22 protein-coding genes and 1 tRNA gene are annotated in these 25,100 nt (G+C 66.4%); 7 read left to right on the top strand and 16 right to left on the bottom strand.

From position 1 onward, the window contains the following. The first annotated feature begins 14 nt into the window (after positions 1–14). Both B6S44_RS12250 and B6S44_RS12245 read left to right on the top strand, forming a co-directional pair. Positions 15–2,423, top strand: a complete 2,409-nt coding sequence (locus tag B6S44_RS12250; RefSeq protein WP_164985806.1) for a fimbria/pilus outer membrane usher protein — start codon at positions 15–17, stop codon at positions 2,421–2,423. Then, positions 2,414–3,385: a Csu type fimbrial protein gene (locus B6S44_RS12245; protein ID WP_164985805.1), complete on the top strand. Its 972-nt coding sequence runs from the start codon at positions 2,414–2,416 to the stop codon at positions 3,383–3,385. Before B6S44_RS12250 ends, B6S44_RS12245 begins: the two co-directional genes overlap by 10 nt. Before the next feature lie 257 nt (positions 3,386–3,642). Here the strand turns inward: B6S44_RS12245 and B6S44_RS12240 are convergent. From B6S44_RS12240 to B6S44_RS12220, 5 genes are all read right to left on the bottom strand, one after another. Then, positions 3,643–3,718: transfer RNA gene (locus tag B6S44_RS12240), tRNA-Lys, on the bottom strand. Between the two features lie 186 nt (positions 3,719–3,904). After that, positions 3,905–5,182, bottom strand: coding sequence for a solute carrier family 23 protein (locus tag B6S44_RS12235; RefSeq protein ID WP_129157172.1), 1,278 nt, complete (start codon positions 5,180–5,182; stop codon positions 3,905–3,907). A gap of 156 nt (positions 5,183–5,338) precedes the next feature. Continuing rightward, a complete protein-coding gene (locus B6S44_RS12230) occupies positions 5,339–7,549 on the bottom strand; it encodes a tetratricopeptide repeat protein (RefSeq protein WP_164985804.1) in 2,211 nt (736 codons plus the stop codon). A gap of 151 nt (positions 7,550–7,700) precedes the next feature. After that, the gene (locus tag B6S44_RS12225; RefSeq protein ID WP_129157170.1) at positions 7,701–9,263 is read right to left on the bottom strand and encodes a 2-isopropylmalate synthase; all 1,563 of its coding nucleotides are present in this window, start codon (positions 9,261–9,263) and stop codon (positions 7,701–7,703) included. Positions 9,264–9,593: 330 nt separating this feature from the next. Then, complete coding sequence (locus B6S44_RS12220) at positions 9,594–10,079, bottom strand: hypothetical protein (protein WP_129157169.1); 486 nt, start codon at positions 10,077–10,079, stop codon at positions 9,594–9,596. 155 nt (positions 10,080–10,234) lie between these two features. On the opposite strand from B6S44_RS12220, the gene B6S44_RS12215 reads away from it, so the two are divergent. Beyond that, positions 10,235–10,876 carry a YoaK family protein gene (locus B6S44_RS12215; RefSeq protein WP_129157168.1) on the top strand — a complete coding sequence of 214 codons (642 nt, stop codon included), beginning with the start codon at positions 10,235–10,237 and terminating at the stop codon, positions 10,874–10,876. Between the two features lie 84 nt (positions 10,877–10,960). Then, positions 10,961–11,302 carry a hypothetical protein gene (locus B6S44_RS12210; protein WP_129157167.1) on the top strand — a complete coding sequence of 114 codons (342 nt, stop codon included), beginning with the start codon at positions 10,961–10,963 and terminating at the stop codon, positions 11,300–11,302. Positions 11,303–11,424: 122 nt separating this feature from the next. Here B6S44_RS12210 and B6S44_RS12205 read toward each other — a convergent pair whose 3' ends face one another. The 6 genes from B6S44_RS12205 to B6S44_RS12180 form a co-directional block, all read right to left on the bottom strand. Continuing rightward, positions 11,425–13,500, bottom strand: a complete 2,076-nt coding sequence (locus B6S44_RS12205; RefSeq protein ID WP_129157166.1) for a M3 family metallopeptidase — start codon at positions 13,498–13,500, stop codon at positions 11,425–11,427. Positions 13,501–13,523: 23 nt separating this feature from the next. After that, on the bottom strand, positions 13,524–14,249 hold the full coding sequence (locus tag B6S44_RS12200; protein ID WP_129157165.1) for an NUDIX hydrolase: 726 nt from the start codon (positions 14,247–14,249) through the stop codon (positions 13,524–13,526). Then, positions 14,246–15,145 (bottom strand): PhzF family phenazine biosynthesis protein, encoded by a 900-nt coding sequence (locus B6S44_RS12195; RefSeq protein WP_129157164.1) that lies wholly within the window; start codon positions 15,143–15,145, stop codon positions 14,246–14,248. The genes B6S44_RS12200 and B6S44_RS12195 overlap by 4 nt, the downstream gene beginning before the upstream one ends. Further along, positions 15,142–16,263 carry an endonuclease/exonuclease/phosphatase family protein gene (locus B6S44_RS12190; RefSeq protein WP_129157163.1) on the bottom strand — a complete coding sequence of 374 codons (1,122 nt, stop codon included), beginning with the start codon at positions 16,261–16,263 and terminating at the stop codon, positions 15,142–15,144. The genes B6S44_RS12195 and B6S44_RS12190 overlap by 4 nt, the downstream gene beginning before the upstream one ends. Positions 16,264–16,268: 5 nt before the next feature. After that, on the bottom strand, positions 16,269–17,117 hold the full coding sequence (pdxY, locus tag B6S44_RS12185) for a pyridoxal kinase PdxY (protein ID WP_129157162.1): 849 nt from the start codon (positions 17,115–17,117) through the stop codon (positions 16,269–16,271). A gap of 133 nt (positions 17,118–17,250) precedes the next feature. Next, positions 17,251–17,664 carry a hypothetical protein gene (locus B6S44_RS12180; protein ID WP_129157161.1) on the bottom strand — a complete coding sequence of 138 codons (414 nt, stop codon included), beginning with the start codon at positions 17,662–17,664 and terminating at the stop codon, positions 17,251–17,253. A gap of 345 nt (positions 17,665–18,009) precedes the next feature. On the opposite strand from B6S44_RS12180, the gene B6S44_RS12175 reads away from it, so the two are divergent. Then, positions 18,010–18,735, top strand: a complete 726-nt coding sequence (locus B6S44_RS12175) for a cupin domain-containing protein (RefSeq protein WP_248309567.1) — start codon at positions 18,010–18,012, stop codon at positions 18,733–18,735. A 98-nt stretch (positions 18,736–18,833) separates the two neighbouring features. Here the strand turns inward: B6S44_RS12175 and B6S44_RS12170 are convergent, their stop codons facing one another. Together B6S44_RS12170 and B6S44_RS12165 are read right to left on the bottom strand one after the other, a co-directional pair. Beyond that, positions 18,834–19,241 carry a nuclear transport factor 2 family protein gene (locus B6S44_RS12170; protein WP_164985803.1) on the bottom strand — a complete coding sequence of 136 codons (408 nt, stop codon included), beginning with the start codon at positions 19,239–19,241 and terminating at the stop codon, positions 18,834–18,836. Positions 19,242–19,381: 140 nt separating this feature from the next. Further along, positions 19,382–20,407, bottom strand: coding sequence for an ABC transporter substrate-binding protein (locus B6S44_RS12165; protein ID WP_129157158.1), 1,026 nt, complete (start codon positions 20,405–20,407; stop codon positions 19,382–19,384). A 113-nt stretch (positions 20,408–20,520) separates the two neighbouring features. Here B6S44_RS12165 and B6S44_RS12160 point away from each other — a divergent pair, with 113 nt between their 5' ends. Then, entirely contained in the window at positions 20,521–21,150 is a 630-nt protein-coding gene (locus tag B6S44_RS12160) for a hypothetical protein (RefSeq protein ID WP_129157157.1), read from the top strand. Here B6S44_RS12160 and B6S44_RS12155 read toward each other — a convergent pair. The 3 genes from B6S44_RS12155 to B6S44_RS12145 form a co-directional block, all read right to left on the bottom strand. Then, positions 21,147–22,514, bottom strand: coding sequence for a DUF3592 domain-containing protein (locus B6S44_RS12155; RefSeq protein WP_129157156.1), 1,368 nt, complete (start codon positions 22,512–22,514; stop codon positions 21,147–21,149). The two genes, B6S44_RS12160 and B6S44_RS12155, sit on opposite strands and share 4 nt — an antisense overlap. A 67-nt stretch (positions 22,515–22,581) precedes the next feature. Next, complete coding sequence (locus B6S44_RS12150) at positions 22,582–23,373, bottom strand: ABC transporter permease (RefSeq protein ID WP_129157155.1); 792 nt, start codon at positions 23,371–23,373, stop codon at positions 22,582–22,584. After that, complete coding sequence (locus B6S44_RS12145) at positions 23,370–24,239, bottom strand: ABC transporter ATP-binding protein (protein WP_129157154.1); 870 nt, start codon at positions 24,237–24,239, stop codon at positions 23,370–23,372. Before B6S44_RS12145 ends, B6S44_RS12150 begins: the two co-directional genes overlap by 4 nt. Positions 24,240–24,461: 222 nt before the next feature. Here B6S44_RS12145 and B6S44_RS12140 point away from each other — a divergent pair, with 222 nt between their 5' ends. After that, complete coding sequence (locus tag B6S44_RS12140; RefSeq protein ID WP_206735139.1) at positions 24,462–24,977, top strand: DedA family protein; 516 nt, start codon at positions 24,462–24,464, stop codon at positions 24,975–24,977. Positions 24,978–25,100 lie beyond the last annotated feature (123 nt).

The following is a 25,100-nucleotide window of genomic DNA, read 5'->3' as shown; positions in this document are numbered from 1 at the left end:
GCTGGCTGGTTGTCGTGCTCATCAATGCCGGCTTGCTTCTGGCGTTTCGCGGCAATGCGGCGGCCGAAGGCCGTGCACGGGAGCTTCAGCTCGACGTCTCTCTCGGTGGCTACTCCGTCGGCCTCATCGGCGCGTTCCGTCAGAGTGAGACGGGCGCCCTGTCGGCGCGCCGCAAGGAGCTCGAGGAGCTCGGCATCAAGGTTCCGCAGCATTTCCGGTCCGATGACGACGTGCCGCTCTCAGCCATCCCCGGCCTGAGCCATCGCTACGACGAAGCCGCACAGCGGATCGATTTGCAGGCGCCCGTGGGGCTCCGGATGGCGAAGATCTACGATGCCACGCCGCAACCGGACGCAGCGCCCGGCGCAGGCCGGGCGGCAACCGGCGCGGTGCTCAACTACACCCTTCTCGGCAGTTCGAGCGGGGCGCGATTTTATGATTTCTGGCGCTATCCCAGCCTCTCGGCCAATCTGGACGGGCGTGTCTTCAGCCCCTTCGGCGTGTTCTCGCAGACCGGGATCGTCGCCAACCGCTCGCTCGCCACGGACAAGGCCGACATCCTGCGGCTCGACACCAGTTGGAGTTATTCCGACCCGGCCACAATGCTGAGCTACCGGGCCGGCGACACCATCTCCGGCGGGCTGCCCTGGACGCGGCCGATCCGTCTCGGCGGCCTGCAGATCCAGCGCAATTTCGGGCTGCGGCCCGATCTCGTCACCCTACCTCTGCCGAGCATCGACGGCAGCGCCGCCGTGCCCTCCACGGTGGATGTCTTCGTCAACGGCATCCGCACCGTTTCGCAGGATGTCGGCTCCGGGCCGTTCCGGATCAACAACGTTCCGATCCTTTCCGGCAACGGCAATGCCAGCATCGTCGTGCGTGATGCGGCCGGCCAGCAGACCGAGACGACCCTGCCTTTCGCGGTATCGAGCAAGCTGTTGCGGCCGGGCCTGAGCGATTTTTCCGCTGAGATCGGCATGCCGCGCCTGCAATACGGGCTTCGTTCGAGCCTCTATGCCGAGCAGCCCGCAGGCTCGGGCAGCGTACGCTACGGGTTGAGCGACCGCGTCACGCTGATGGCCCATGGCGAAGGCGCGCGCAGCTTCGGCAATGCCGGGGCCGGCGCCGTGGTCGGGCTCGGATCACTCGGCATCGTCAGCGCCGCAGGTGCCGGCAGTTGGCGCAGCGGCGCGACTGGCGGCCTTGCCTACCTCGCCTTCGAGACCCGCCTCGGCGACGTCTCCGTCTTCGCTTCGAGTCAGCGCAGCTTCGGCAGCTATCACGATCTCGCCTCGGCCACCGCTTCGCCGACGGCGCTCGGCACGCTCGCCTTCGACCTGCCGAGCCGTACCGCCACCGATCCGCACGCCTGGTCCTGGCTGCAGCTTCCGCCGCGTGCGGTCGAGCGCATCTCCATCGGCCTGCCCGCGCCGTGGCTCGGCGGCGGACTCAATCTCGGCTTCGCCCATCTCAAGGAGGCCAGCGGCCGCTCGAGCCGCATCGTCAATGCCAGCTATTCGCGCCCCCTACCCCAAGGTGGTTCATTCTACGCCACGGTCTTCGCGGACCTGGCGACGCGCGGTTCGGCGGGCGTCTTCGCCGGCCTGTCCTTCCCGTTCGGCGGCAACATCACCGCCTCAACCGGTTTCACCCGGTCGGGCGGCGCCTGGGCACTCGCCGCCGACGTCGCCAAGCCGATCGGCCAGGAACCGGGCAGCATCGGTTGGCGCCTGCGCGACGTCGAAGGCGCCAGCTACCAGCGCCGCCGTTCGGCATCCGTCGCCTATCGCGGCAATTACGGTCAGGTCGAGGGCGGCGTCGAGCAGGGCGCGGGGCGCATCTCCGGGACGGCACAGCTCGACGGCGCACTGGTCGCGGCCGGTGGCGGCCTCTTCCTCGCCAACCGCATCGACGATGCCTTCGCTATCGCCAGGGTCGGCGCCACCGATGTCGATGTTCTCCATGAGAATCGTGTCGTGGCGCGCACAGGCGCCAACGGAACGGCGCTGATCCCCAATCTGCGCTCCTACCAGTCCAATCGCATCTCGATCGATCCGCGCGGACTGCCGGTCACCGCGCTGGCGGAGACGACCCAGGAGGTCGCAGCGCCGCCTGACCGGGCTGGTGTCGTCGTCGATTTCGCAGTCCGCTCGGCGGTCACCGCCGCGATCGTCATTCTCCACGGGCGCGACGGCAGGCCGTTGCCGGCTGGCGTGCCCGGCGCGCTCCAGCCGGGCCTGCGTGGCGTCACCAGCCCGGCCCCCGATTTCATCGTGGGATATGACGGCCGCGCGTTCGTCGAGCATCTCGGCGCCGACAACGAGATCCGCCTCCGCCTCGCCGATGGCGAATGCAGCGCGCGTTTCCCCTTCGCACCCCAGGAGGGAGCTCAGATCACGATCGGGCCGATCCCATGTCGATAAGGTCCCTGCTCTGTCGCATGATGGCCTGCGCCGCGCTCATCCTGGCCGGCATGTTCACCACAGCCGGGCATGTCGCGGCCCAGTCCTGCACGCTCAGCGTCACACCGATGATCTTCAACCCGATCGACGTCACCGCCAATGCCCAGGTCGATGCCACGGCAACGGCGACCGTCAACTGTTCCGGGCTGCCGCTGCAGCTCGTCGGGGTCTGCATCGACCTCGGCCCGGGCTCTGGTGGTGCGACCGATGCGACGAGCCGCTTCATGGTCAATGGCGCCCAGCAGCTGCGTTATGGCCTTTACTCTACCGGCATGGTGCCGTGGGGCTCGAGCACCTGGGCTGGCGGCGCGGCCAACCCGGTGGGCTTCAACATAACGCTTTCGCTCGGGGGAACCGGCAGCCGTGCAGAAATCATCACCGGTCGCGTCTATGGCGGCCAGCCGACCGTGGCCCCGCTGGCCTATGCGAGCACCTTCACCGGCCTCGAAGCCCGCATCCGTTACGGGCTTTTGTCATTCCTGCTCGGCTGCAATCTCCTGACCAGCTCGCAGACCACGACGTTCACCGTAACCGCCAACGTCCCCCCGACCTGCCGGGTGACGACGAACCTGCTCGACTTCGGTTCGGCCGGCATTCTCGGCAGCGCTCGCGATGTCGCGAGCAACCTGACGCCGACCTGCACCAACGGAACGGCCTATCAGGTCGGGCTGGACGGCGGCCTTACCGGCGCAACGAACCCGGCGCAGAGGCGGATGGCAAAGGGGGCGGAGTTCGTCACCTACGGCCTCTACCGCGATGGCAGCCGAACGCTGCCCTTTGGCAGCACAGCGGGGGTCGACACGCTGGCCGGGACGGGCACGGGCCTGGCTCAGGCCGTCACCATCCACGGCCGCGTCCCGTCGCAGACGACGCCGTCTCCCGGCCTCTACACCGACACCATCGTCGCCACCGTCGTGTACTAGAGCAGGATACGAAAAAGTGGGAACCGGTTTTTCGCAAGAATCCTGCTCTAACTCTTTGATGAGAGACGGATTCAGATTTCAGATGGAAGCGCCTTGCGATTCCATCTGAAATCATCCGGCTCTAGGTGAAAGCGGCCGCGTGCGCCGAACAGGAGCCCGTCCCCGAGCTCGGCACCGTGCCAAGGCGAAGAGCGAAAGCCGCCCCGAGCGCAATCAAGCACTCAGGTCCAGGCATCCAACAATTTCAAGAGGTTCCGTGGTGGGTGATGTAGGGCTCGAACCTACGACCCGCTGATTAAGAGTCAGCTGCTCTACCAACTGAGCTAATCACCCATACGCCACGAAGACGTTGCCGAAGCGACGGAGCGCGTCGGCAGGCGGGCGTATAGCAACCGCCCCTGCCCCTGTCCACCTGTTTGCGACAGAAATATGCAAACAGGTTCCGGGCTCATCAGGCGGGCTGTGTGCAAGACCTTGGAAAGACCTGCCGCAAGGCGTGCGGCAGGCCCTTTTCCGCCCTCAGACCGCAGCGCGGCGGTTGAGCAGATGATAGAGCGCGATTGCGGCGAAGGTCGCCGTGCCGATGCCGCCCAGCTCATAGCCGAAGATCGGCAGCTTGAGATCGCCGGCACCGAGAATCAGCGCGGTCGCCACCGTCAGCAGGTTCTTCGGCTGGGCGAAGTCGACCTTGTTCTCGACCCAGATCCGGCCGGCGGTCGCTGCGATCAGGCCGAAGACGACGACGGCCAGGCCACCCAGCACCGCGACCGGGATCGTGCCGATCACCGCACCGAATTTCGGCGAGAAGCCGAGCAGGATGGCGATCACGCCTGCGGCGACGAAGACCAGCGTCGAATAGACCCGCGTCACCGCCATCACGCCCATGTTCTCGGCATAGGTGGTGACGCCGGTGCCGCCACCGGAGCCGGCGATCATCGTGCCGACGCCGTCGGCGAAGAAGCCGCGCCCGATCAGCCCGTCGAGATTGCGCCCGGTCATCACCGAGATGCCCTTGATGTGTCCGAGATTCTCCGCGACCAGGATAATCGCGACCGGCACGATCAGTGCCATCGCCCTGGGGTCGAACACCGGTGAGACGAAGTTCGGCAGACCGAACCAGGCAGCCGCCGCAACCTTGCCGAAATCGACCGGCGGGGCGCCGAAGCTCGTTGCCGTCGCGGCATAGAGGATATAGGCCGCAAGCCCGCCGATCAGCACCGGCAGGCGCTGTACGAGGCCGCGGCCATAGACCGCGATCAGCGCCACCGCCACGACCGTGAACAGCGCGATCCACTTGGTGTAGGGGCTGGCCGAGATCATGTTCATCGCGACCGCGGTCAGGTTGAGGCCGATCGCGGCGACGACGGCGCCGGTCACCACCGGCGGCAGCAACGTCTCGATCCAGCGCGTACCGACGCCCTGAACGATCAGGCCGATCACGGCATAGACCGCGCCGCAGGCGATGATGCCGCCGAGCGCGACCGGCAGGTTGGCGTTGGGGCCGGTACCGGCATAGCCGGTCGCGGCGATGACGACGCCGATGAAGGCGAAGGAGGAGCCGAGATAGCTCGGCAGCCGCCCGCCGGTGATGACGAAGAACAGCAGCGTCGCGATACCGGAGAAGAGGATAGCGACGTTCGGGTCAAAGCCCATCAGGATGGGCGCCAGCACGGTCGCGCCGAACATGGCGACGACATGCTGCAGGCCGGCGATGATCGTCTGCCCGGTCGGCAGCCGCTCGTCCGGCATGACCTCGCCTGAGGTCTTCAGCGTCCAGTTCGGAAAATAGCCAGCCATCGTCCCCGCTCCCAGCCACCGCGCGCGTGCGCACCAGAGCGGAATAGTGGCAAGAATCGGGCTTGCGCCAAGCGAGCAGCGTGCGTCGTCCACCGTAAACAGCGCGCAACCGCGCAGATCGGCGACCAATAGGCTATCGGCGGAGAAACCTGCCCGTCAGGGCGCCACGCCCAAGACCCGGTAGCGCTCCTCCGCCCGCGCATCGAGCGCCTTTGCCTTGGCGAAGTCGGCCGCCGCTTCGGCCGCGTCGCCGCGGCGCTGATGCGCGAGGGCACGGCCATACCAGGCCTGGCCGAGACGGGCGTCGAGTGACAGCGCTCGGTCGAAATCGGCGATCGCCGCTTCGGTTTGCCCGAGTGCGGTCCGCAACGCCGCCCGCGCCACCCAGCCATCGGGATCGGCCCGGTTCGCAGCGACGGCGGCATCAAGATCGGCCAGTGCCCGCTCATATTCGCGGGCATGCTGCAAGAGCAGCGCCCGATTGAGCAGGGCCGCGGCATTGGCAGGCGCGACTGCAACGACATCATCATAGGCCTTCAGCGCAGCGCTCAGCTGGCCGCGCACTGTCAGCGCCCTCGCCCGCTGGAACAGCGCCTCGACGGAGCGCGGCTCGCTGCGCAGCGCCGCTTCGGCATCAGCCTGGGCCGCGGCATAGGCACCATCGCGAAAGTTCAGCCGCGCGCGCTGCACCAATGCCGCCGGATTCTCCGGCTCCAGCATCAGCGCAGTCGCAAGATCAGCCCGCGCCTGCGCCTCGCGCTGCGGCTGGCCGATGCTGAACTGGGCCCGGCGGATCAGGCGCGGCACGTCGAAGACGTCGAGAGCGAGCGCCGCATCCAGCGTCGCGAGCGGGTTCGGTGGAGCGAGCGCGACCACGGCCGGTTGCGGCCGCAATGCGCTATAGGTGTCGCGCAGCCCATCGCGTTCCTGCGCGTAGATGTCCCGCGCGGTCCGCAGCAAGCCGGCGAAGCGTGACGGCCAGATTTCGATCGAGCGGCCGAGCGCCGGCAGCAACTCCTCGCGGCGTTCGAGCGCGCCTTCATGCTCCGGATAGACCGCGAGCAGCGCGCCGTAGGCGGCGGCGGCCGCACTCCGGTCGCCGCGGACTTCCTGCGCCAGCCCGAAGCCGAACAGCGTGGCAGGGTCCTGCGGCTTTAGCGCGAGCGCGGCGCGGTAGGCCTCCAGCGCCGGAACCGACCGGCCGAGCGCGAGCAGCGCGTCTCCACGCATGCCATGCCAGGCTCCGGCGTCATGACCGGGTCCGGCCCGGTCTAGATCGCGGAGCGCCCGGTCGTTGCGGCCGAGCTGCAGCAGGAGCTGCGCACGGTTGCGCAGCGCATTGCCGTCGCCGGGGACGAGCGTGATGGCGAGGTCGAGATCGCGTAGCGCCTCCTCGCGCCGGCCGAGTCCCGCGAGCAGGCCGGCACGGTTGTTCAAGCCGAAGGCGGCGCGCGGCTGGACCGCGAGCAGCCGATCGTAGGCGGCTATCGCCTCCTCGGCCCGGCCTGTGCGCTGCAGAAGGAAAGCACGACGCGACAGCGAGGCCTCGTGGCGTGCGTCGAGGCGAAGCGCCCGCTCGTAACTGGCGAGCGCCGGACCGTCATGGCCGAGCGCCTCGAAGGCCCGTCCGCGCTCGAGCCAGACCTGCACGACCGTAGGCTCCAGCCGCAAGGCGCCGTCGAAGGCGGCAATCGCCTCGCGCGACCGTGCCAGCGCAGCGAGCGAGAGGCCGCGGCGATAGTGGTAGGAAGTGACCTCCGGTTCGAGCGCCAGCGCAGCATCGAAATCGGCCAGGGCCGCTTGGTGCTTGCCCTCGTCCTGCAGGAACCGCCCCCGCGTCCCACGCGCCCAACTGTTGGACGGATCGAGCGCGATGGCGCCATCGAGATCGGCCCGCGCCCCGGGGATATTGCCGGCGCGCTCGCGCAGCAAGGCCCGGTCGGCCAGCAGCGTCGCGCGCCCACCGATGACCATTGCCCGCTCGATCAGCGCCGCGGCCTCCGTGTGTCGGCCGAGTTCGGACAGAGTGTGTGCCCGGCCACGCAGGGCAGCGAGGTGATTCGGTACCGCCTTCAGCGCGGCGTCGAAATCGCGCAGCGCCTCGTTGAGGGCGTTCCCGGCTTCGGACGACCAGCCGCGGCTGGCGAGGAGGTCGGCGCGGACGGCACGGTTGAGCTCACTGTTCAGGGCCTCGTCGCAGGCGGCGCGCCGCTCGGCGCTGCCGGCCTCGATCGCGCCCATGCAGAGGCGAACGCGCTCCTGCGCACGCTCAGCCTGCCCCGGCACCGCAGCAGGCCCATAGGCCGCGACAGGCTGCGCGCTCAGCACGGCCAGGACGCCCAGCGGCAGCAGGCGCAGCAACTTCATCGAGATTGTCTCGCGGTGATCCCCACGCACATGAGAGCGACACCTGTTTCGCGAATCCAGACTTTGTTCCCTCGCCCAAGCAAAAAATGAGCCGGTGTGCTGCGCTGGCCACAACGCAGCACACCGGCTCATCGAGAGATAAAGCCTGACGCTACTCGGCCGCCTGGGCGTGCATGCGGCTGCCGCGGGCGACCAGCTTGTTGAGCGCCGCCAGATAGGCCTTGCACGAGGAGACCAGCGTATCGGGATCGGCGCCGCGGCCGGTCACCGCAGCGCCGTTCTGGCCGAGGCGCACGGTGACTTCGGCCTGGGCATCGGTGCCCTCGGTGACGGCATGGACATCGTAGAGTTCCAGCACCGCCTCATGCGGGACCAGCGCCTTCACTGCATTGAACACCGCATCGATCGGGCCGTTGCCCTCGGCCTCCTCGGCCGCGACCCGGCCGTCGATGTCGAGCTTCAGCATGGCGCGCTGCGGGCCGCGCGTGCCGGCGATCACCGTCAGCGAGACCAGCTTGACCCGGTCATGGGCGGTGGCGAGGTTCTCGTCGACCAGCGCCTCGATATCCTCGTCGTAGACATGCTTCTTGCGGTCGGCCAGCGCCTTGAAGCGGGTGAAGGCGTCCTCCAGCTGGTTGTCGCCGAGCTCGTAGCCCATCTCCTTCAGCTTCGAGCGGAAGGCGGCGCGGCCGGAATGCTTGCCCATCACCAGCGAGGTCTTGGTCACGCCGACCGAGGCCGGGGTCATGATCTCGTAGGTCTGCTGGTGCTTCAGCATGCCGTCCTGATGGATGCCGCTCTCATGCGCGAAGGCGTTCCGGCCGACGATCGCCTTGTTGTACTGCACCGGGAAGGAGCAGGCGCTCGAGACCGCCTTGGAGGCGCGCATCAGATAGGTCGCGTCGATGCCGGTGTCATAGGGCAGCCGATCGCCGCGCACCCGCAGCGCCATCACGATCTCCTCCAGCGCCGCATTGCCGGCGCGCTCGCCGATGCCGTTGATCGTGCACTCGACCTGACGCGCACCGCCCTCGACGGCGGCCAGCGAATTGGCGACGGCGAGGCCCAGATCATTATGGCAATGCGCCGAGAAAATCGCCTTGTCGGCATTCGGCACGCGCTCACGCACCGCCCTGAACATTGCCCGGTACTCGTCCGGCGTGGCGTAGCCGACCGTGTCGGGCAGGTTGATCGTGGTCGCGCCGGCCTTGATCGCGGTCTCGACCGCACGGCAGAGATAGTCGATCGGCGTGCGGGTCGCATCCATGCCCGACCACTCGACGTCGTCGACCAGGTTGCGCGCCTGCGTCACCGTCCGGGTGATGATCTCCAGCACCTCGTCCTCGCTCTTGCGCATCTGGTACTGCAGATGGATCGGCGAGGTCGAAACGAAGGTATGGATGCGCGGCCGGGCCGCATGACGCACCGCCTCGCCAGCGCGGGCGATGTCGGCGGGGATCGCGCGGGCGAGACCGGCGACGGTCGCGCGCCTGATCCGGCCGGCGATGGCGGAGACCGCCTCGAAATCGCCGTCCGAGGCGATCGGGAAGCCGGCTTCGATGATATCGACGCCCATCGCATCCAGCATGTCGGCGACTTCGAGCTTCTCCTCGAAGGTCATGGTCGCGCCGGGGCATTGCTCGCCGTCACGCAGCGTAGTGTCGAAGATCAGGACCCGGTCCTTGGCGGACACAGTGTTATTGGGATTGCTCATGGTCTTTGTCCTTGGGTCAGGACGCGCCGCGCTTCTGTTCGGGCAGGCGCGAAAGGTCTAAGGCTTGGTTCCTGTCATCCCCTGAGCGCCCAGGCACATGTGCCCGGCCGGCCCTCAGGGGCTGGTAAGAAGAAGCAGCTGACCAAGGAGCGAGGGAGCGCACATGCCGGCCGCCCGCGCAATCGCGCAGTTCAGGCTCTCGGCATGGGTGGCGAATGCGGCCACGAACGATCCTCTCATCGACGGAAGCTGTCTACCGGATCGCAGCCTAGGAAGGCAAGCCTCGGAGGTCTTGAACGTTCGTGCAGAACGAAGTCCGGAGAAGGCGCCTCACCCGGCAGCGCTTGCCCGTTCCTTCAACGTGCTCGTCTCGGCGAGCGGCGCCGGCCAGACCTGCAAACGATAGAAATCGTCGCCCTCCAGCCCGTCCTCGCTCAGCGTATCGAGCCCGACATAGGAGACCCGCACCCGATAGGGTCCAGGAGCGAGCGAGAAGCGCGCCCGCTCCTGTGGCGAGCCTTCGGTGCAGCCGATCACCATCACCTGGCCCGAGCGCACGCGGAAGGAGCACTCGTTGACCAGCTCCCATTCGCCGAAATCGGCCGCCGGCGCGGCGTCATGCACCGAGACCACGACCGGGACGTTCATGTTCCTAGCCGTGGCGATACCGACGGAGCATTCGCCGACAGCGAGCATCCGCTCCACCGTCTCGTCCGTCCAGAATGCCCCCCAATCCTCGTTGACCGCCTCGTCCTGCAGATAGAACTGGAAATAGTCGGCGAAGATTTCGAGCTCGGTGGTGTGCAGCACAGTCATGGCGGTCAGCGTTCCGTCGAAATGTGACGGGAGTAAGTGCGCAAAGCTCCGGCCCACGGGAATGACGGATGAGATGAGTGGATTAATCTGATGACGCGATTCGGTCGACTATGGCGCATTGGGGGGCCAGTCCGCATAACCGGAGTGCCGTCACGATGCTGCGCTACGATCGTCCTGCCATCGGGCTCGCCATCGGCCTCTCGGGGCTGGCCGGCTTCGTCGACGCGCTCGGCTTCCTCAATCTCGGTGGCTTCTTCGTCTCCTTCATGACCGGCAACACCACCCGCCTCGGCATCGAACTGGTGGAGCGCCGCATCGACGGCATCGCACTTGCCGCCATGATCATCACCCTCTTCGTTCTCGGCGTGGTCTGCGGCTCGCTCGCAGGCCACTTCGGTAGGCAACAGCGCCAGGCCGCGGTGCTCGCCTTCGTGACCCTGGCGCTGACCCTGTCGGCCGGGCTCGATACCACCGGGCAGAGCGTGGCCGCCGCGGGTATCCTCGCTCTGGCGATGGGCGCCGAGAACGCCGTCTTCCAGCGCGACGGCGAGGTCACGATCGGCCTGACCTACATGACCGGCACGCTGGTCAAGATGGGGCAGCGAATTGCCGGTGCCTTGCTCGGCGGGCCGAAGCTCGCCTTCCTGCGCCATTTCGTGCTCTGGCTCAGCCTGCTCGGCGGCGCACTCCTGGGCGCTTTCGCGCATGGCCAGGTCGGATTGTATTCGATCTGGCTGGCAGTCGCGGCGGCGGGCTTCTTCACCTTCATCGCTCTCGTCATGCCCAGTCAGGACTGAACAGCCCTCTCCGCTTGCGAGGAGGCTTTGCCTCGCAGACGGAATCGACCATGGTTCGCGTCCGACCCCGCCGGAGCCTTGCCCATGCGCACCACATCGATCCTCGTGCCGGCTCTCACCGCGCTGCTGCTCACTGCTTGCCAGACGCCGTCTGGCGGGCCGCCCCCGGCGCCCTCGCCCGAGCAGGCGCCGACCGGCGTCACCCCGAACACCTTCCGCATGCCGACTGGCTCCGGCTGCTCCGGCGAGGTCGATCGCTTCCAGGCGGTGATGGACAACGATCTGCAGACCGGCCACACCACCAAGGGCGTCCACACCCGCGTCAGCGCCGAGATCGACACCGCCCGCAAGAGCTGCGCCGCTGGCAATGACGGCGGAGCGACCTCCCAGATCCGCGCGACGCGGACGAAGTTCGGCTATCCGTGAAACCAGCTCGTCATGCTCGGGCTTGACCCGAGCATCTCTTGAAGGGGAGGCTCCATGGAGCCTCTTCCTGGCAAAGATTCTCGGGTCTGCGCTTCGCTCCGCCCGAGAATGACGCCTTCGCGCTAAGCCGCCAGCCCACGCTTCTCCAGCAGCGCATCCGGTGTCGGCAGGCGGCCACGGAACAGCGTATAGGCCTCAGCCGGGTCGCGCGTGTCGCCGGCCGAATAGATGTAACGCTTGAGCTTGCCGGCGACCTCAGCGGCGAAGACGTCGCCCGCCTCGATGAAGGCGTTGAAGGCGTCGGCGTCCATCACCTCAGACCAGAGGTAGCTGTAATAGCCGGCCGAATAGCCGTCGCCCGAGAACACATGCGAGAAATGCGGCGTGCGGTGGCGCATGGTGATCTCGCTGGGCATGCCGATCCGGACGAGCTCTTTCGCCTCGAAGGCGAGCGGGTCGACCTCCGCGGGAGCCTCCAGCGAATGGAAGGCGAGATCGACCAGCGCCGAGGAGGTGTATTCCACCGTCGCGAAGCCCTGGTTGAAGGTCTGCGCCCGCTTGATCTTCTCGATCAGTGCGTCCGGGATCGGCTCGCCTGTCTCGGCATGCAGGCAGAAGCGCTGCATCACCTCCTTCGTCAGGAACCAGTGCTCGTAGAGCTGCGACGGCAGTTCGACGAAATCGCGCGAGACGGCAGTGCCGGCAAGCGAGCCATAATGCACATCCGAGAGCAGGCCGTGCAGCGCATGGCCGAATTCGTGGAAGAGCGTACGGGCATCGTCGATCGAGAGCAGCGCCGGCTTGCCCTCCGCCGGCTTGGCGAAGTTGCAGACGTTGACGATGATCGGCCGGACCTCGCCATCGAAATTGCGCTGGCCGCGATAGGCGCTCATCCAGGCGCCGGAGCGCTTCGAGGCGCGGGCGAAATAGTCGCCGAGGAAGAGGCCGATATGCCGGCCGCTCGCGGTCTCGGTCACCTCGAACACGCGCACATCGGGGTGGTAGCCCTGAAGCTCCGGCCGCTCGGCGAAGCTGAGCCCGAAGAGCTTGCCGGCGGTGTCGAAGGCGGCGGCGATGATCTTGTCGAGCTGGAGGTAGGGCTTCAGCACGGCCTCATCGAGCGCATAGGTCTTCTGCCGGACCTTCTCGGCATAGAAGCGCCAATCGGACGGGCGGATCGGCGCGTTCTCGCCCTCGCTTTGGGCGAGCGCGGCAAGATCAGCCGCCTCCTGCCCGGCGCGGGCGCGCGCCGGCTTCCAGACCAGCTCGAGCAGGTTGCGGACGTTCTCCGGCGTCTTCGCCATCGAATCGTCGAGCTTGAAATGGGCGAAGGTCGCAAAGCCGAGGAGCTTCGCCTTCTCGGCTCTCAAACTCACCATCTCGGCGACAATGGCGCGGTTATCGGTCTCCCCGCCATTCTCGCCGCGCTTGCTCCAGGCGGTGAACGCCTCCTCGCGCAAATCCCGCCGCGTCGAGAAGGTCAGGAAGGGCTCGATGATCGAGCGCGCCAGCGTCACCGCATGCTTGCCGTCCTGGCCGCGATCGGCGGCAGCGCGCGCCATCGCCGCGACGACGAAGGACGGCAGGCCATCGAGATCGGCCTCGTCCTCGATGATCAGCGCATAGCTCGCCTCGTCCTTGAGCAGGTTCTGGCCGAAGCTGGTGCCCAGCCCGGCCAACTGCTCGTTGATCGCAGCAAGCCGTGCCTTGGCCTCGCCTTCGAGCTTGGCGCCCGAGCGGATGAAGCCGCGATGCGTCCGCTCCAGCAGACGCAATTGCTCTTCGTTCAGTCCCAGGCTCTCGCGCTGCGCGAAAACGGCATCGACGCGGGCGAAGAGGTCGTGATCCATCATGATCGCCGACCAGTGCCGCGACATCACCGGCGACATCTCGCGCTCGATCGCCTGCAGCGCCTCGTTCGTGTCGGCCCCGGCGAGATTGTAGAACACGCCGCCAAGCCGGCTCATGCCGCGCGCCGAGCGCTCCAGGGCTTCGATCGTGTTGGCGAAGCTCGGAGCCGCAGCCTCGGCCTTGATCGCCTCGACCTCGGCTCGGTGCTGCTCCAGCGCCGCCGGATAGGCCTGCTTGATGTGCTCCGGCGTGATCTCGGCGAAGGGCGGCAGGCCGAACGGCGTCTCCCAGGCGCGTCCAAAAGGATTGCCGGCAGGCAGGTTCAGGACTTCGGACGCATCGGCCATCGGCAACCTCGATCGATAAAGGGTCAATTACGTCCGAAGATATGAACGAGATAGGACGTCATGAAGGGCGGCATGTCGTAAGCTGCACAATCGGCGAGATTGCGGACGATCACGATGTCGGAAAGCTCCGGCTCCGCCTGCGCTTCGATCCGCTCCAGCATGAGCGCGCGGGCCTCCTCGGCGCTCCAGGAAACCGCGACCGGCCGCATGAAGGCGACACGGCCGGGTACGATCACCGCCGTCCAGCGTTCCTCGACCGAAATCTCGTCGAGCGTGAGCCCGGTCTCCTCGCAGAGCTCGCGGGTGACGCTGCCGGCAAGGTCGAGCGTGCCGTCGGGGCGGGCATCCTCCCTGTCTGGCGTGCCGGCGGCAAAATAAACCTTGCCGGGATTGGCTGTATGGTCGCCCATCTTGCCAAGCAGAAAGGCGCCATCGGCAGCCTGCAACGCCGCCATGGCGAAGCCGTTGCGGATCGCCGGCGGCGGCAGGCCGAAATCGCGCCAGCTCATGAAGGCGGCATAGTCGGCCTCGAAATAGCCGGCATGGAACACACCGCCCTCGATCGCGGCACGGTGCTGCAGCATGACCCGGCCGTTGAACATCGCCGGTTTGCCGGCGCTGATCCCAGTCCAATGCGCCGCGATCTCATCGGCGCGTTCGCGGGCGAAAACCCAGTCGAACGCTTCGATCCTGGCCTCGACGCGATCAAGCGCGATGATCTCGCCGTCGACGACGCCATTGCCGCTCACAGCAGCACGCCCTCGCTCATCACCACCGCCGCGCCGCCGATCGTCGCCGAGGCCAGCGCGCCGCCTTCGACCGTCAACGTCAGCTCGATCTGCGAGGGCCGGCCCATCTCGTAGCCCTGCTCGATGACCAAGCGATGCTCGCCATCGCCGGGCCTGTCGAATGCCATGATCGCACCGGCGAAGGCGGCAACGGCCGAGCCGGTCGCCGGATCCTCGGTCACGCCGGCCTCCGGCCAGAACATGCGGGCGTGGTAGTGATGCCCCGCTTCGTCCGTCTCGCGGCAGTAGACGAAGGCGTTGCCGTTCTCGGCCGGCGCCATTGCATGCTCGAAGGTTCCGGCGACGCGCGCCTTTGCAACCGCCTCGCGGCTGGCGACCGGCACCATCGTGTAGGCGACGCCCGCAGAGAAAGCGCTCGGCCGATGTCCTTCGAAGCCAAGATCGGCCACGTCCAGCCCAACAGCCTCCGCCAGTGCCGCGTCGGCGACCGGTTGTGCGATCGTCTCCGGCAGCTTCGGCAGGGTGAAGGTGGCGCGGGCACTGCGCGCATTGCCGAGCGCGACGACGCAAGGCACCAGGCCGACCTTCTCCTCCAGGACGAGCCTGTCCGCGGCCCGCCCCTCCGCCGCATCGCGCAGCGCCAGCAGCGCCGCCGTTCCGACCGTCGGATGCCCGGCGAAAGGCAGCTCCTGCCCCGGCGTGAAGATGCGGATCGCGGCGCGGTGGCCGGGGTTGGCAGGCGGCGCGACGAAGACCGTCTCCGACAGGTTGAATTCACGGGCGATCGTCTGCATCGCCGCGCTGTCCAGCCCCGCGCTGTCGAGCACCACGGCGAGCGGATTGCCGGCATGCGGCCTGGTCGTGAACACGTCGAGCGTGACGAAGCGGCGGCTCATGCGGTCTCCTTGGGGATCGTCAATTCGACCGTCAGCGGGCAATGATCGGAGGCCTTGGGCCGGTCCCAGCCGACGCGCGGATAGCGGTCGCAGGTCAAAGCGAGCTTGGCCATGGAGCGATCGGCCTCACGCGGATCGAGCGGCACGCGATAGGGCAGACCGCGCCGGATCGTCTGCATTGGCGGGTTCGGATTTGCCGCGGCGAGCGCCGGCGAGAGCAGGATATGGTCGAGCGGCATATGGCTGTCGACCAGCGCTTGGCGCTCTTCCGACCAGTAGCGCCGGAAATGCGTCCAGCGCTCATGCGGCGGCAACGCCTCCATCGGGTCGATGGCGAAATCCTCGAGCAGCGGCTCGATGCCGCTGTCACCCTCGTCGACCGGCGCCGCCAGCGGCCCGAGCCCGATTCGGTAGCCATTGAGATCGCCGAGGATCGCCCAGTTCGCCTCGCGCCAGCCGGGCCCGAACCAATTCTGCACGATCTTCTTCACCGCCAGCGCCTCGGCCCGCCGGATCGGCAGGGTCGCCTGCCTGCCGTCGTCGCGGCCATTGTTCATCGACTTGAGATGACAGCCGAACAGGGTCAGCCGCCGGTCGCCAAAGTCGAGCTCGACCGCGAGGCAGTCGCGGGCGAAGACCTTGTCGCGCGGCTCAATGCCGAAGGCGGCGACCTCGGGTGAAAACGCCTCGGCATCGGCGAAGCTCATGCCCTTGTAGGAGCGCACCGTGACCTGCCGCGGCTGCACCAGGTCGCGCCGGGCTGCGAAGCCGATGTCGATATTGCGGCGGTCATTGCCGTCGAGCAGGGTGAAATGGCCGTAGCGATGGTCGGCGATGCGGTGGACGTAATTGGCGAAGAAGGCCTGCAGGCTCGCCAGCGAGTCGACCTCCTGCAGCATCCAGATGTCGGCATTGGCCTCGGCGATGGCGAGCGCCGTCATCTGGCGCTTGTCGTCCTCGAGCGCGACCGCGAGCGAGCGCTCGACCGCGTCGCGCTCATCGGCGCGCGGGAAATGGAACAGCGACATCGCCGCCGCCGTCTCGGTCCGGCCGCCCGGCTCGAAGCGGTGGCGCGTCAGCAGGTTCTCGACGTTGAAAGTGCCGAGGCGAAGCTTCATGCGCGTCAGACCGCCTCGGGGGCGAAGAGTCGCGAGGGCGTCACGAACTCGTCCTGCGCCGCCACCGTCAGGATCTCGCGCGAGCCGGCCTCCTTGGTCCGCTTCAGCAGGCCGTAGATCGAGGACGCCGCCTTGCCGAGCGCGCTCGCAGCCGAGCCGTCGCGGAGGTAGTGGACGAAGAACAGCGCCGCGATTGCGTCCCCGGCGCCGTTGATATTGATGTCGATCTTCGGCGTGCGCACCCGGAACGTGCCCTGCTCGTCCGCCGCCATCAGGTCGATCGCATCGTCCGGCGTCTCATTTGTGATCAGCGATGTCACGAGCACGACCTTTGGCCCGGCATCGCGCAGCGCCTCGACGGCGCGGTGTGCATCGGCCAGCGTCTTCACTTCGACATCGGTGAGCAATTCCAGCTCGAACTGGTTCGGCGTGACGATGTCGGCGGCCGGCACCGCCTGCTCGCGCATGAATTCGGGAATGCCCGGCCGGACGAAGACGCCGCGGCCGACATCGCCGATCACCGGATCGCAGCAATACATCGTCTTCGGATTGGCTTCGCGCACCCTGGCCACCGCCGAGAGGATGGCGTGACCGATATCGGCCGAGCCCATATAGCCGGAGAGCACGCCGTCGCATCTGCCGAGCACGCCGCGCTCGCCGATGCCCGCCATCAACTCATCGATGGTGGCGCCGTCGAAGACCTGTCCCTTCCAGGCGCCATAGCCGGTGTGGTTCGAGAACTGCACGGTGTGGATCGGCCAGACCTCGACGCCGAGACGCTGCATCGGGAACACGGCCGAGGCATTGCCGACATGGCCATAGGCGACATGGGACTGGATCGAGAGGATGTTCATGAGCGGTAGGCCAGCCTTCGACGACACGACGCGGCGAACCTAGCGGCTGGTGCGGCCTGCGCCAATCGAAAGCGGTGATGGGAGCGATCAGCGGCGCGCTGGGACCTGTCGTAGCCCCGCTCGGCAGGTCGCCTCAGGTCGCCGTGCCCATGATGTAGGGAGCGCTGACGATAACGACGGCAAGCTGGACCGCGTTGCACACCATGCCGCCATAGTGCAGCCGGCGCAGCCGGCGGCCGACATCGGCGGGCCAGGCATCGATCTCGCCGTCCATCCGTTGCAGGAACCAGCGGCGCGCCATGAGCGTGGACGCCAGCACGGCAATGCCGATGACGAAGGTCCATCGGCCCGTCACGGCGAAAACCAGCGTTCCGACGATGGCGGTAATGGTCAGCACCTGGAAATAAGCGCCGAACATCATGCGCAGAAGTCGGGCGACAGGCAGAATGTCGAGCTTCACGAACAGGAAGCCGGGCGCCGCCAGCAGCAGATAGCCCATTGGCAGGATCAGGATGACGACGGCGAACAGCGCGGCAGGGTTCGGCATGATGCGGGCGCTCTTGTCGTTGGCTGCCGGACCATGCCGCCAGCAGAAGCCGCTACAATATCCGTCCGCGTTCGAATACAAAACAATTGAACTTTAGTCGGGTTCAATTGAGCCGACTACCGGGCGAATACATTGCCATGCCGCCTCAATACGGCTTGCCTCGCTCTTTCCGTGAGCGCCCGCCAGCATCCGATCGAGCATCGGAGGTGTCGCTGCGTCTAAGGTCTACTTGTGCCGGCTTGAATTCCTTACCACAACAAACATCACAAGACATTCTTTCAACTTTTTTTTCGAGAAAGCAACAAAATAAAGCAATAGCAAGAAAAGAATTGGTGGAGGAGATAAATGGGCAAGCTCTCTTGGTTCTGGCAATCACGAAACAAGAACAAATCCTCAGAAGACAAAAAACAAGCCGAAGGCAGCGATAGGCGTCGCTTGCTCCAGGCGCTCTCCGCCATGGTCGGCGGCGGCGCTTTGGCCTCGATATCACCGCCGGCCGAAGCAAAGGACTCGAGCGAGTTGCCGCCACCGAAGCGGGCGCTGACCGGCCGCGATGCAGCCGGCAAGTCGGTGTTCAAATCCTTCGAGGTCACGTCCAAGGTCGTGGAGATCGACTCCAATCCGGGGCTGACCTTCTACGAACTCTACATGACCGAAGGCGTGCCGCAGCTGACCGGCCTGGAACCCGATCCGATGCTGAAAGGTACGGTCGCCTTCCCAGGTCCCGGCGGCACGATGTTCCGCCTCATATCCTATCCGCCGCGGCGGCCCGAGGGCTGGAAACCGCCAGCCGGCGTGACCTTCAAGAGCGCGCTGCAGGAAATGTCGGAGAAGGTCCCGCGCATGGGCGACCATTTCGACCTCAGCGCACCGGGCATGCACACTTCGGACACCATCGACTACGGCGTCGTGGTTCGCGGCGAGATGACGCTGGAGCTGGACGACGGGCAGTTGGTCCATCTGCGCCAGGGCGACTGCATCGTGCAGAACGGCACACGGCATCGCTGGCGCAACCCACTCCCGGAGCCGTGCCTGATGGCGTTCATCTCGGTCGGCGGCAAGCGCGGCTGAAAGGCGGACCCGTTCAGGGGGAAGCCTGCAGCCCGGTGGCTGGCGCGCCCCGCCATCGCCCGCAACACGAGCGATGTCGGGGCTTGATCAACCTCGCCTCAGATGCTGCTCAGCCGCGCCACGCCGGCAGTGTCGGTGAATTGCGTGACGCTCTTCAGCTTGCCATCGGAGACGGTGAAGACGTCCATGATCTCGAAAGAACCGCTGCGGCCCGTCGGCTTGCATGCGACGTCGGCGCGCCAGTGCAGGGTGGCCGTCTCGCCGTCGACCGTCATCGCCAGCTCCTCGATATTGCTGAAGACATAAGTCGCGATCAGCCCGGCCATCTGCTCGCGGACAGCTTCGATACCGTCCGGCTGCACGAAGACTTCGGCGGCCTGCGGCCCTCCCGCGAGACGATAGCTGCACTGCGGGTGGAAATAGTCCATCAGCGCATCGAGATCGCCGCGATGACGGGCGGCATAGGCATCCCGAATGAGGGTTTCGATCGCAGCACGCTCGATCATGTCGCCTCTCCTTGCGTCAGGGGCGCAATCTCGCGCCTCGACAACTGCAAGTCCAGCGCGCGTTTGGAGTGAGACGCCAGAAAAAATGGCGCCGCTGTGAAGCGACGCCATCATCGGCACAACGAGCGGGCTGAACCGGGTCAGGACCCCGCGGCCGCCTTCTTCGCAAACGAGTCGATGAAGGTCTTGCCCAGGTCGACATTCGAGTTCGTCAGCTCCGGGTCGAGCAGCTTGAGCGAGTCGTACATGCTCTTCATCGCGTCGGCGGTCGGGATGCCGGTGCGCGAATAGCTCTCCTGCGAGTTCTTCACCGCCGTCAGGTAAAGCGGCTTGTCACCGAGATGGTATTCGGCCGGGACGAGGTCGGCGACATCCTCGGGCTTGGCCGTCTCCAGCCATTTCAGCGATTTCATCAGCGCGTTGACGAGTTTTTGCGTCGTCACCGGATTCTTCTCGGCAAAGTCGTTCTTGAGATAGAGCACCGCCGCCGGGTTCGAGCCGCCGAACAGCGCCTTGGTGCCGGCCTCGGTCCGGGTGTCGATCAGCGAGACGACATCGCCGTCCGCTTCCAGCTTCGAGGTGACGGGGTCGAGATGCGAGATCAGGTCGACCTGCTTCTGCTTGATCGCGGCGACCGCGCTGGCGCCGGCGCCGACACCGATGATCGGCGCATCCGTCGCCTTGAGGCCGGCCTTGACCATGGCGTATTGCGCCGTCAGCGCTGTCGAGGAGCCCGGCGCAGTCACGCCGATCTTGAGGCCCTTGAAGTCGGCCGCAGACTTCACCTTGTCGGCGAGATCCTTGCGCACCGCGATGGTGATCGCCGGGAAGCGCCCGAGCTCGATCACCGCGCGGATATCCTGGCCCTTGGCCTGCATCCGGATGGTGTGCTCATAGGCACCGGTGACGACATCGACCGAGCCGCCGACGAGCGCCTGCAGCGACTTGGCGCCGCCGCCAAAATCGTTGATCTCGACGTCGAGCCCCTGTTCCTTGAAGAAGCCCTTCTTCTCCGCGACCGTCAGCGGGAGATAATAGAGCAGCTGCTTGCCACCGACACCGAGCGTCAGCTTGGGCTTCTCGGCATTCTGGGCGAAGGCCGGCGAGAAGCCGAGCGCCGTGGTGAAGGCGAGCGCAGCGAGCGCCGCGCGGCGATTGAAAAACATAGGTTTCCTCCGGTTGATCGATGACGCGCTTCGTAAAAGGCGCGATTTCGCGACGAAGATAGGCGCATTGCCGCGGGCTGGGCAAGCGCAGGGACAGGCTGCGTGAAGCACGAATGCGAGGGCTGTTCGGCGCGGAAGCGACGCGAAAGATTCAAAGCTCGTTAAAGATGGCCTCCCATACTGGTTGCCGGCTACGCCTCGACAAGGACTCTCGACCAGAGCGAACAAAACAGGAGACGGTCATGGTGGACGCGGTGGCGACCAGGATTGCGCCTTCCGCGCTTGCGCTCCTGCAAAGCGCGCCATCGTCAAGCTTGCCGGCCGAAGACAATGGAAGCCTCTCGCCTGCCGCAATGGTACCGGCAGTGCCTGATCAAAATGACGCCGTCATCCTCGACCTGTCGGAGCAGGCTCGCGCCGTTCTGTCGGAGGCGAACACCGACGCGCCGGCGCCGCGCGCCCAAGCCGAAGACCTGGCCGGGCTGATCCGGTTCGAAGAGCGCTTCAGGCTCATGACGGAATATACGGCGCTTCAGCAGGAACTCGCCTGGCTCAGCGACCGGACCGCAGCCTATGCGCTCGACAGGACTTTTGGCGGCGCGACCGCGCAGCAGGACGAGAATGGCGACGAGGCAAGCGGACGAGCGGAGATCGATCGCCATGTGCAACGGCGTGAGGAGCTGATGCCGCGTTTCGCCGAGCTGACGCGCATGCTTCGCGCCCTGCCGGGCCAGGAGAGCTAGCGGAAGATGCGGCTCGCATAGAGTGCGATGGCAAAGCAGGCGAGCGCGACGCCTAGCAGGATCCATTTCGTCTCCGTCGGGTTTTCCAGAGCCGCGTTCGACGGGTCCTGCGGGTCATAGTGCACGTCGACTTTTGTTCCGGCCTGATAGCGATCGACGATCTTCTGCGCGAAGCTCTCCGACCCCGATACCTCCAGGCCGAGCTTCACCTGCCGGCTGTGCAAGCGGTTGCCGGCGACCGTATAGGCGAACTCGACGACGGGGAGATAGGTCGTGCGCGTCCTGCCATTCTCCGTCGACCGGCGCTGTTCGACGACACTGGAGACGATCTCGCCTTGCGTGACCGGCCAGGCATTGGCGCGCGCCAGATAGCGCCGGTGCGCGACGACGAACAGGAGCGCCGCCAGGCCGAACAGCGCGGCGAACAGCATCACCGGAACATCCGCATCCGGCATGCTTGCCTTGAGACCCTCGGCTCCCTGCGTCACCGCCCAGTAGAACCCGCCAGCTAGCAGCGCCAGGACGACCAGCAGGAGGCCGCAGCCCTTGACCGCGCCCTTGGGCGCTTCGCGCTCCAGCACACAGGTCTCTGGATCGGCCGGATCGTAAAAGACGGTCACCATCTTGCCGACCGGATAGCGCGCCACCGCCTCCTCGGCATATTTGCCGCTGATGTCACCGAGGCTGACGCGCGTGCCGCGATAATCCTGCCCGCCGACCTTGAAGCTGTAGGCAACGTCGGGGACGTTCACGAGAGTGCCGATCTCGTTGCCGGCCGGCGGGCGGCGCGCTGCCATCTTCGACAGGGTGATACGGCCCTGCACCTGCACCCAGCCCTTGGCACGCCGCACCTTGAGCACGGCATTGATGATCATTGCGCCGACCATCACCACCATCGGCAACCCGATCAGCAGGATGCCGCCGAAGGTCGTTCCGGCGAAAGGCAGTTGCTCCAGCCAGCTCTCCGGCAGCACTTCCGCGATCACGAAGATCAGCGCCAGCGAGGCGACGACTGCAGCAATCGCCCAGACCGGCGGCTCGCCCGCAGCTTCGGCGGCCTTGGCCGGCGACGCTTTGCGCAGCCAGTTCCGGTTGGCGCGCCAGCCGTCATTGCCGTTGAGATAGGCGAGGAAGATCGTCTTCAGCGCCGCGGCGTCGACCGTCTCCGCGGCATCGAACCTTGCCTTGCCCGAATGATAGGCCAGCCGGAACCGGCCGGCTCGTTCAAGCTCGGCTTCGACATAGCCGTCATCGTCGGAGAGGTTGATGAACCAGTCGGGGTCGTCGCCGCGCTGATCGATGGCGCGGACGATGTCCTCGGGCGTCGGATCGGCCGTGATGCGATCGTGAACGTCGAGTTCCATGAGCGCCCCCCAACATGGAAGCGCAAGGATGGCGCTCGTTCGCGCCGGGAATCAAGCGCAGCTTACGTTAGGTCGTGGTCGTACTGCTCTGCCCCGGTCGCCAGACCAGCAGCCGGTTCTCGACCAGCGTCACGATCGAGTCGATCACGATCACGAAGATCGCCAGGATCAGCATGCCCGAGAACACGCCGGTGACGTCGAAGACGCTCTCGGCTTCGTGGATCTTGTAGCCGAGCCCGGCCGAGGAACCGAGATATTCGCCGACCACGGCGCCGACCAGCGCGAAGCCGACCGAGGTGTGCAGGGAAGAGAACATCCAGGTCAGGGCCGAGGGCCAGTAGACATGGCGGAAGAGCTGGCGCTCGTTCATGCCGAGCATGCGGGCGTTGGCCAGCACCGTCGGCGAGACCTCCTTCACGCCCTGGTAGACGTTGAAGAAGACGATGAAGAACACCAGCGTGAAGCCGAGCGCCACCTTCGACCAGATGCCGAGGCCGAACCAGAGCGCGAAGATCGGCGCCAGCACGACGCGCGGCAGGGCGTTCGCCGCCTTGATATAGGGGTCGAACACCGCCGCCAGCAGCGCATTCCGCGCGAAGGCGAAGCCGAAGAAGACGCCGGCGGCCGAGCCGATGACGAAGGCGAGTACCGTCTCGGTCAGGGTGATGCCGAGATGGTAGTAGATGTCGGCGCCGGTGAGCTGCTTCCAGGTCCGCGCCAGCACCTCGCCGGGGGTCGAGAAGAAGAACTGCGTCGTCTTGATGTCGCCGAACAGGCTGGTGGTGGTGACGATATGCCAGATCGCCAGGAAGACGACCATGACCAGGATCTGCAGGCCGATGAGCTTGACGCGGTTCATGACGCGGCTCCTTCGACCAGTTCCTTGCCCTCGCCCATCGCATAGGCCTTCTGCACCTCGACCCGGAGCGAGGTCCAGATGTCGCGGTGGATTTCGTGGAAGGCTTTCTCCAGCCTGATCTCGGCAATGTCACGCGGACGCGGCAGCGGCACCTTGTAATCGGCGACAATGCCGGCGGCTGGACCGGCCGACATCACCACGACGCGGTCGGAGAGCGCGATCGCCTCCTCGAGATCGTGCGTCACGAAGATCAGCGCCTTGCGGTCCTTCGACCAGAGATCGAGCAGGAGGTTGCCCATGATCTGGCGGGTCTGCGCGTCGAGCGGCCCGAAGGGCTCGTCCATCAAGAGGATCTCGGGATCGCGGATCAGCATCTGCGCCAGTGCCACGCGCTTGCGCTGGCCGCCCGACAGCATGTGCGGATAGCGCTCGACGAAGGCGCGCAGGCCGACGCGTCCGAGCCAGTCGCGGGCATGCTTGTCGGCCTGCGCATCCGAGACGCCCATCGGCTCGAGCGCGACCTTGACGTTGTCGAGCGCCGTCTTCCACGGCATCAGCGCATCCTGCTGGAAGAGATAGCCGGCGCGGCGATTAAGACCCGAAAGCGGCTGGCCGAAGATCGTGACCCTGCCGGCAGACGGCGCCAGCAGGCCGGCGGCAGCGTTGAGCAGGGTCGACTTGCCGCAGCCGGTCGGGCCGACCACGGAGACGAACTCGCCGGGCGCCACAGCAAGGTCGATCTTCTTCACCGCCTGGTAGCGCTGGCCGCCCTGGAGATGGAAGGTGATGTCGATGCCGGCGAGGCTGACCGCCGGCAGTTCTGCTGCCGCGCCCGCATCGCCGGGCGGGCTGACCTTGGACTCCATGGATATCCCGTCCCCTGCCGTCGCCGCCGTCCCGGCGCGCGCGGCCTATTTCTGTTCGTCGCGAACACTAGGCAATCAATCCGCGAAGGCAACCCGCCCTGCGACACCGGGACCCGCCAACTGGTTGTAGTAGCGAAAAGTCGACGCTTCTGCTCTATCGCTCGCGATATCGTTCGCCGCTCTCAGGAGAATCGCCGGCCCATGCCCCCGCTTGAGCAATGGATGCACGAGCTCGTCGCGTTCATGCGTGCCAACCAGTATTGGGCGGCTCCGATCGTCTTCCTGATCGGCTTTGCCGAATGCGTCGCGATCCTGTCCTGGCTCGTGCCGGCGACAGTATTCTTCACCGCATTTGGCGCGGTTGCGGGCGCCTCGGGCCTCAATCTCATGCCGCTCTCGCTCGCAGCGGCGCTCGGCGCGGCCTCCGGCTTCTGGCTCTCCTACTGGATCGGCCTGATTCTCGGTCCGCGCGTCGGCGATCACTGGCCGCTGCGCAACAATCCTGCTTTGCTCCAGCGCGGCCATGACTTCTTCGAGAAATGGGGCGTGCTCGGCGTCGCCATCGGCCATTTCTTCGGGCCGATCCGCGCTGTGATCGCGCTCGTCGCCGGCATCGTGAAGATGCCGTTCTGGCCCTTCCAGCTGGCGAACTTCGCCGCCTCCTTCGCCTGGGGCTTCGGCCTGATCTACGGCGCCGGGCGCTTCTCCGAATACGTGATGCAGTTCACCGGAAAATAGCACCGGCATCGGACCGAAAAGTGGATTCCACTTTTCGGTCCGATGCGACAACAAAAAGATGGATCGCCATTTGCCGCGTCCGTTCGGACGCACGGCGATCTAGTCAATCGCGGCGAAAACCCG

The sequence above is a fragment of the Allobosea sp. Tri-44 genome (assembly GCF_004123845.1).
Lineage (GTDB): Bacteria > Pseudomonadota > Alphaproteobacteria > Rhizobiales > Beijerinckiaceae > Allobosea.
The sequence above is the reverse complement of the archived record's forward strand: the minus strand, read 5'-3'. Positions and strand labels throughout refer to the sequence as shown.

Coding starts and splice junctions, on each gene's coding strand:
- B6S44_RS12230 (WP_164985804.1), bottom strand. CDS start 7,549: ATGAAGTTGCTGCGCCTGCTGCCGCTGGGCGTCCTGGCCGTGCTGAGC.
- B6S44_RS12160 (WP_129157157.1), top strand. CDS start 20,521: ATGCGAGGGCTGTTCGGCGCGGAAGCGACGCGAAAGATTCAAAGCTCG.
- B6S44_RS12210 (WP_129157167.1), top strand. CDS start 10,961: ATGCGCACCACATCGATCCTCGTGCCGGCTCTCACCGCGCTGCTGCTC.
- B6S44_RS12150 (WP_129157155.1), bottom strand. CDS start 23,373: ATGAACCGCGTCAAGCTCATCGGCCTGCAGATCCTGGTCATGGTCGTC.
- B6S44_RS12195 (WP_129157164.1), bottom strand. CDS start 15,145: ATGAGCCGCCGCTTCGTCACGCTCGACGTGTTCACGACCAGGCCGCAT.
- B6S44_RS12140 (WP_206735139.1), top strand. CDS start 24,462: ATGCACGAGCTCGTCGCGTTCATGCGTGCCAACCAGTATTGGGCGGCT.
- B6S44_RS12235 (WP_129157172.1), bottom strand. CDS start 5,182: ATGGCTGGCTATTTTCCGAACTGGACGCTGAAGACCTCAGGCGAGGTC.
- B6S44_RS12220 (WP_129157169.1), bottom strand. CDS start 10,079: ATGACTGTGCTGCACACCACCGAGCTCGAAATCTTCGCCGACTATTTC.
- B6S44_RS12215 (WP_129157168.1), top strand. CDS start 10,235: ATGCTGCGCTACGATCGTCCTGCCATCGGGCTCGCCATCGGCCTCTCG.
- B6S44_RS12175 (WP_248309567.1), top strand. CDS start 18,010: ATGGGCAAGCTCTCTTGGTTCTGGCAATCACGAAACAAGAACAAATCC.
- B6S44_RS12165 (WP_129157158.1), bottom strand. CDS start 20,407: ATGTTTTTCAATCGCCGCGCGGCGCTCGCTGCGCTCGCCTTCACCACG.
- B6S44_RS12170 (WP_164985803.1), bottom strand. CDS start 19,241: ATGATCGAGCGTGCTGCGATCGAAACCCTCATTCGGGATGCCTATGCC.
- pdxY (WP_129157162.1), bottom strand. CDS start 17,117: ATGAACATCCTCTCGATCCAGTCCCATGTCGCCTATGGCCATGTCGGC.
- B6S44_RS12145 (WP_129157154.1), bottom strand. CDS start 24,239: ATGGAGTCCAAGGTCAGCCCGCCCGGCGATGCGGGCGCGGCAGCAGAA.
- B6S44_RS12245 (WP_164985805.1), top strand. CDS start 2,414: ATGTCGATAAGGTCCCTGCTCTGTCGCATGATGGCCTGCGCCGCGCTC.
- B6S44_RS12225 (WP_129157170.1), bottom strand. CDS start 9,263: ATGAGCAATCCCAATAACACTGTGTCCGCCAAGGACCGGGTCCTGATC.
- B6S44_RS12190 (WP_129157163.1), bottom strand. CDS start 16,263: ATGAAGCTTCGCCTCGGCACTTTCAACGTCGAGAACCTGCTGACGCGC.
- B6S44_RS12180 (WP_129157161.1), bottom strand. CDS start 17,664: ATGCCGAACCCTGCCGCGCTGTTCGCCGTCGTCATCCTGATCCTGCCA.
- B6S44_RS12205 (WP_129157166.1), bottom strand. CDS start 13,500: ATGGCCGATGCGTCCGAAGTCCTGAACCTGCCTGCCGGCAATCCTTTT.
- B6S44_RS12155 (WP_129157156.1), bottom strand. CDS start 22,514: ATGGAACTCGACGTTCACGATCGCATCACGGCCGATCCGACGCCCGAG.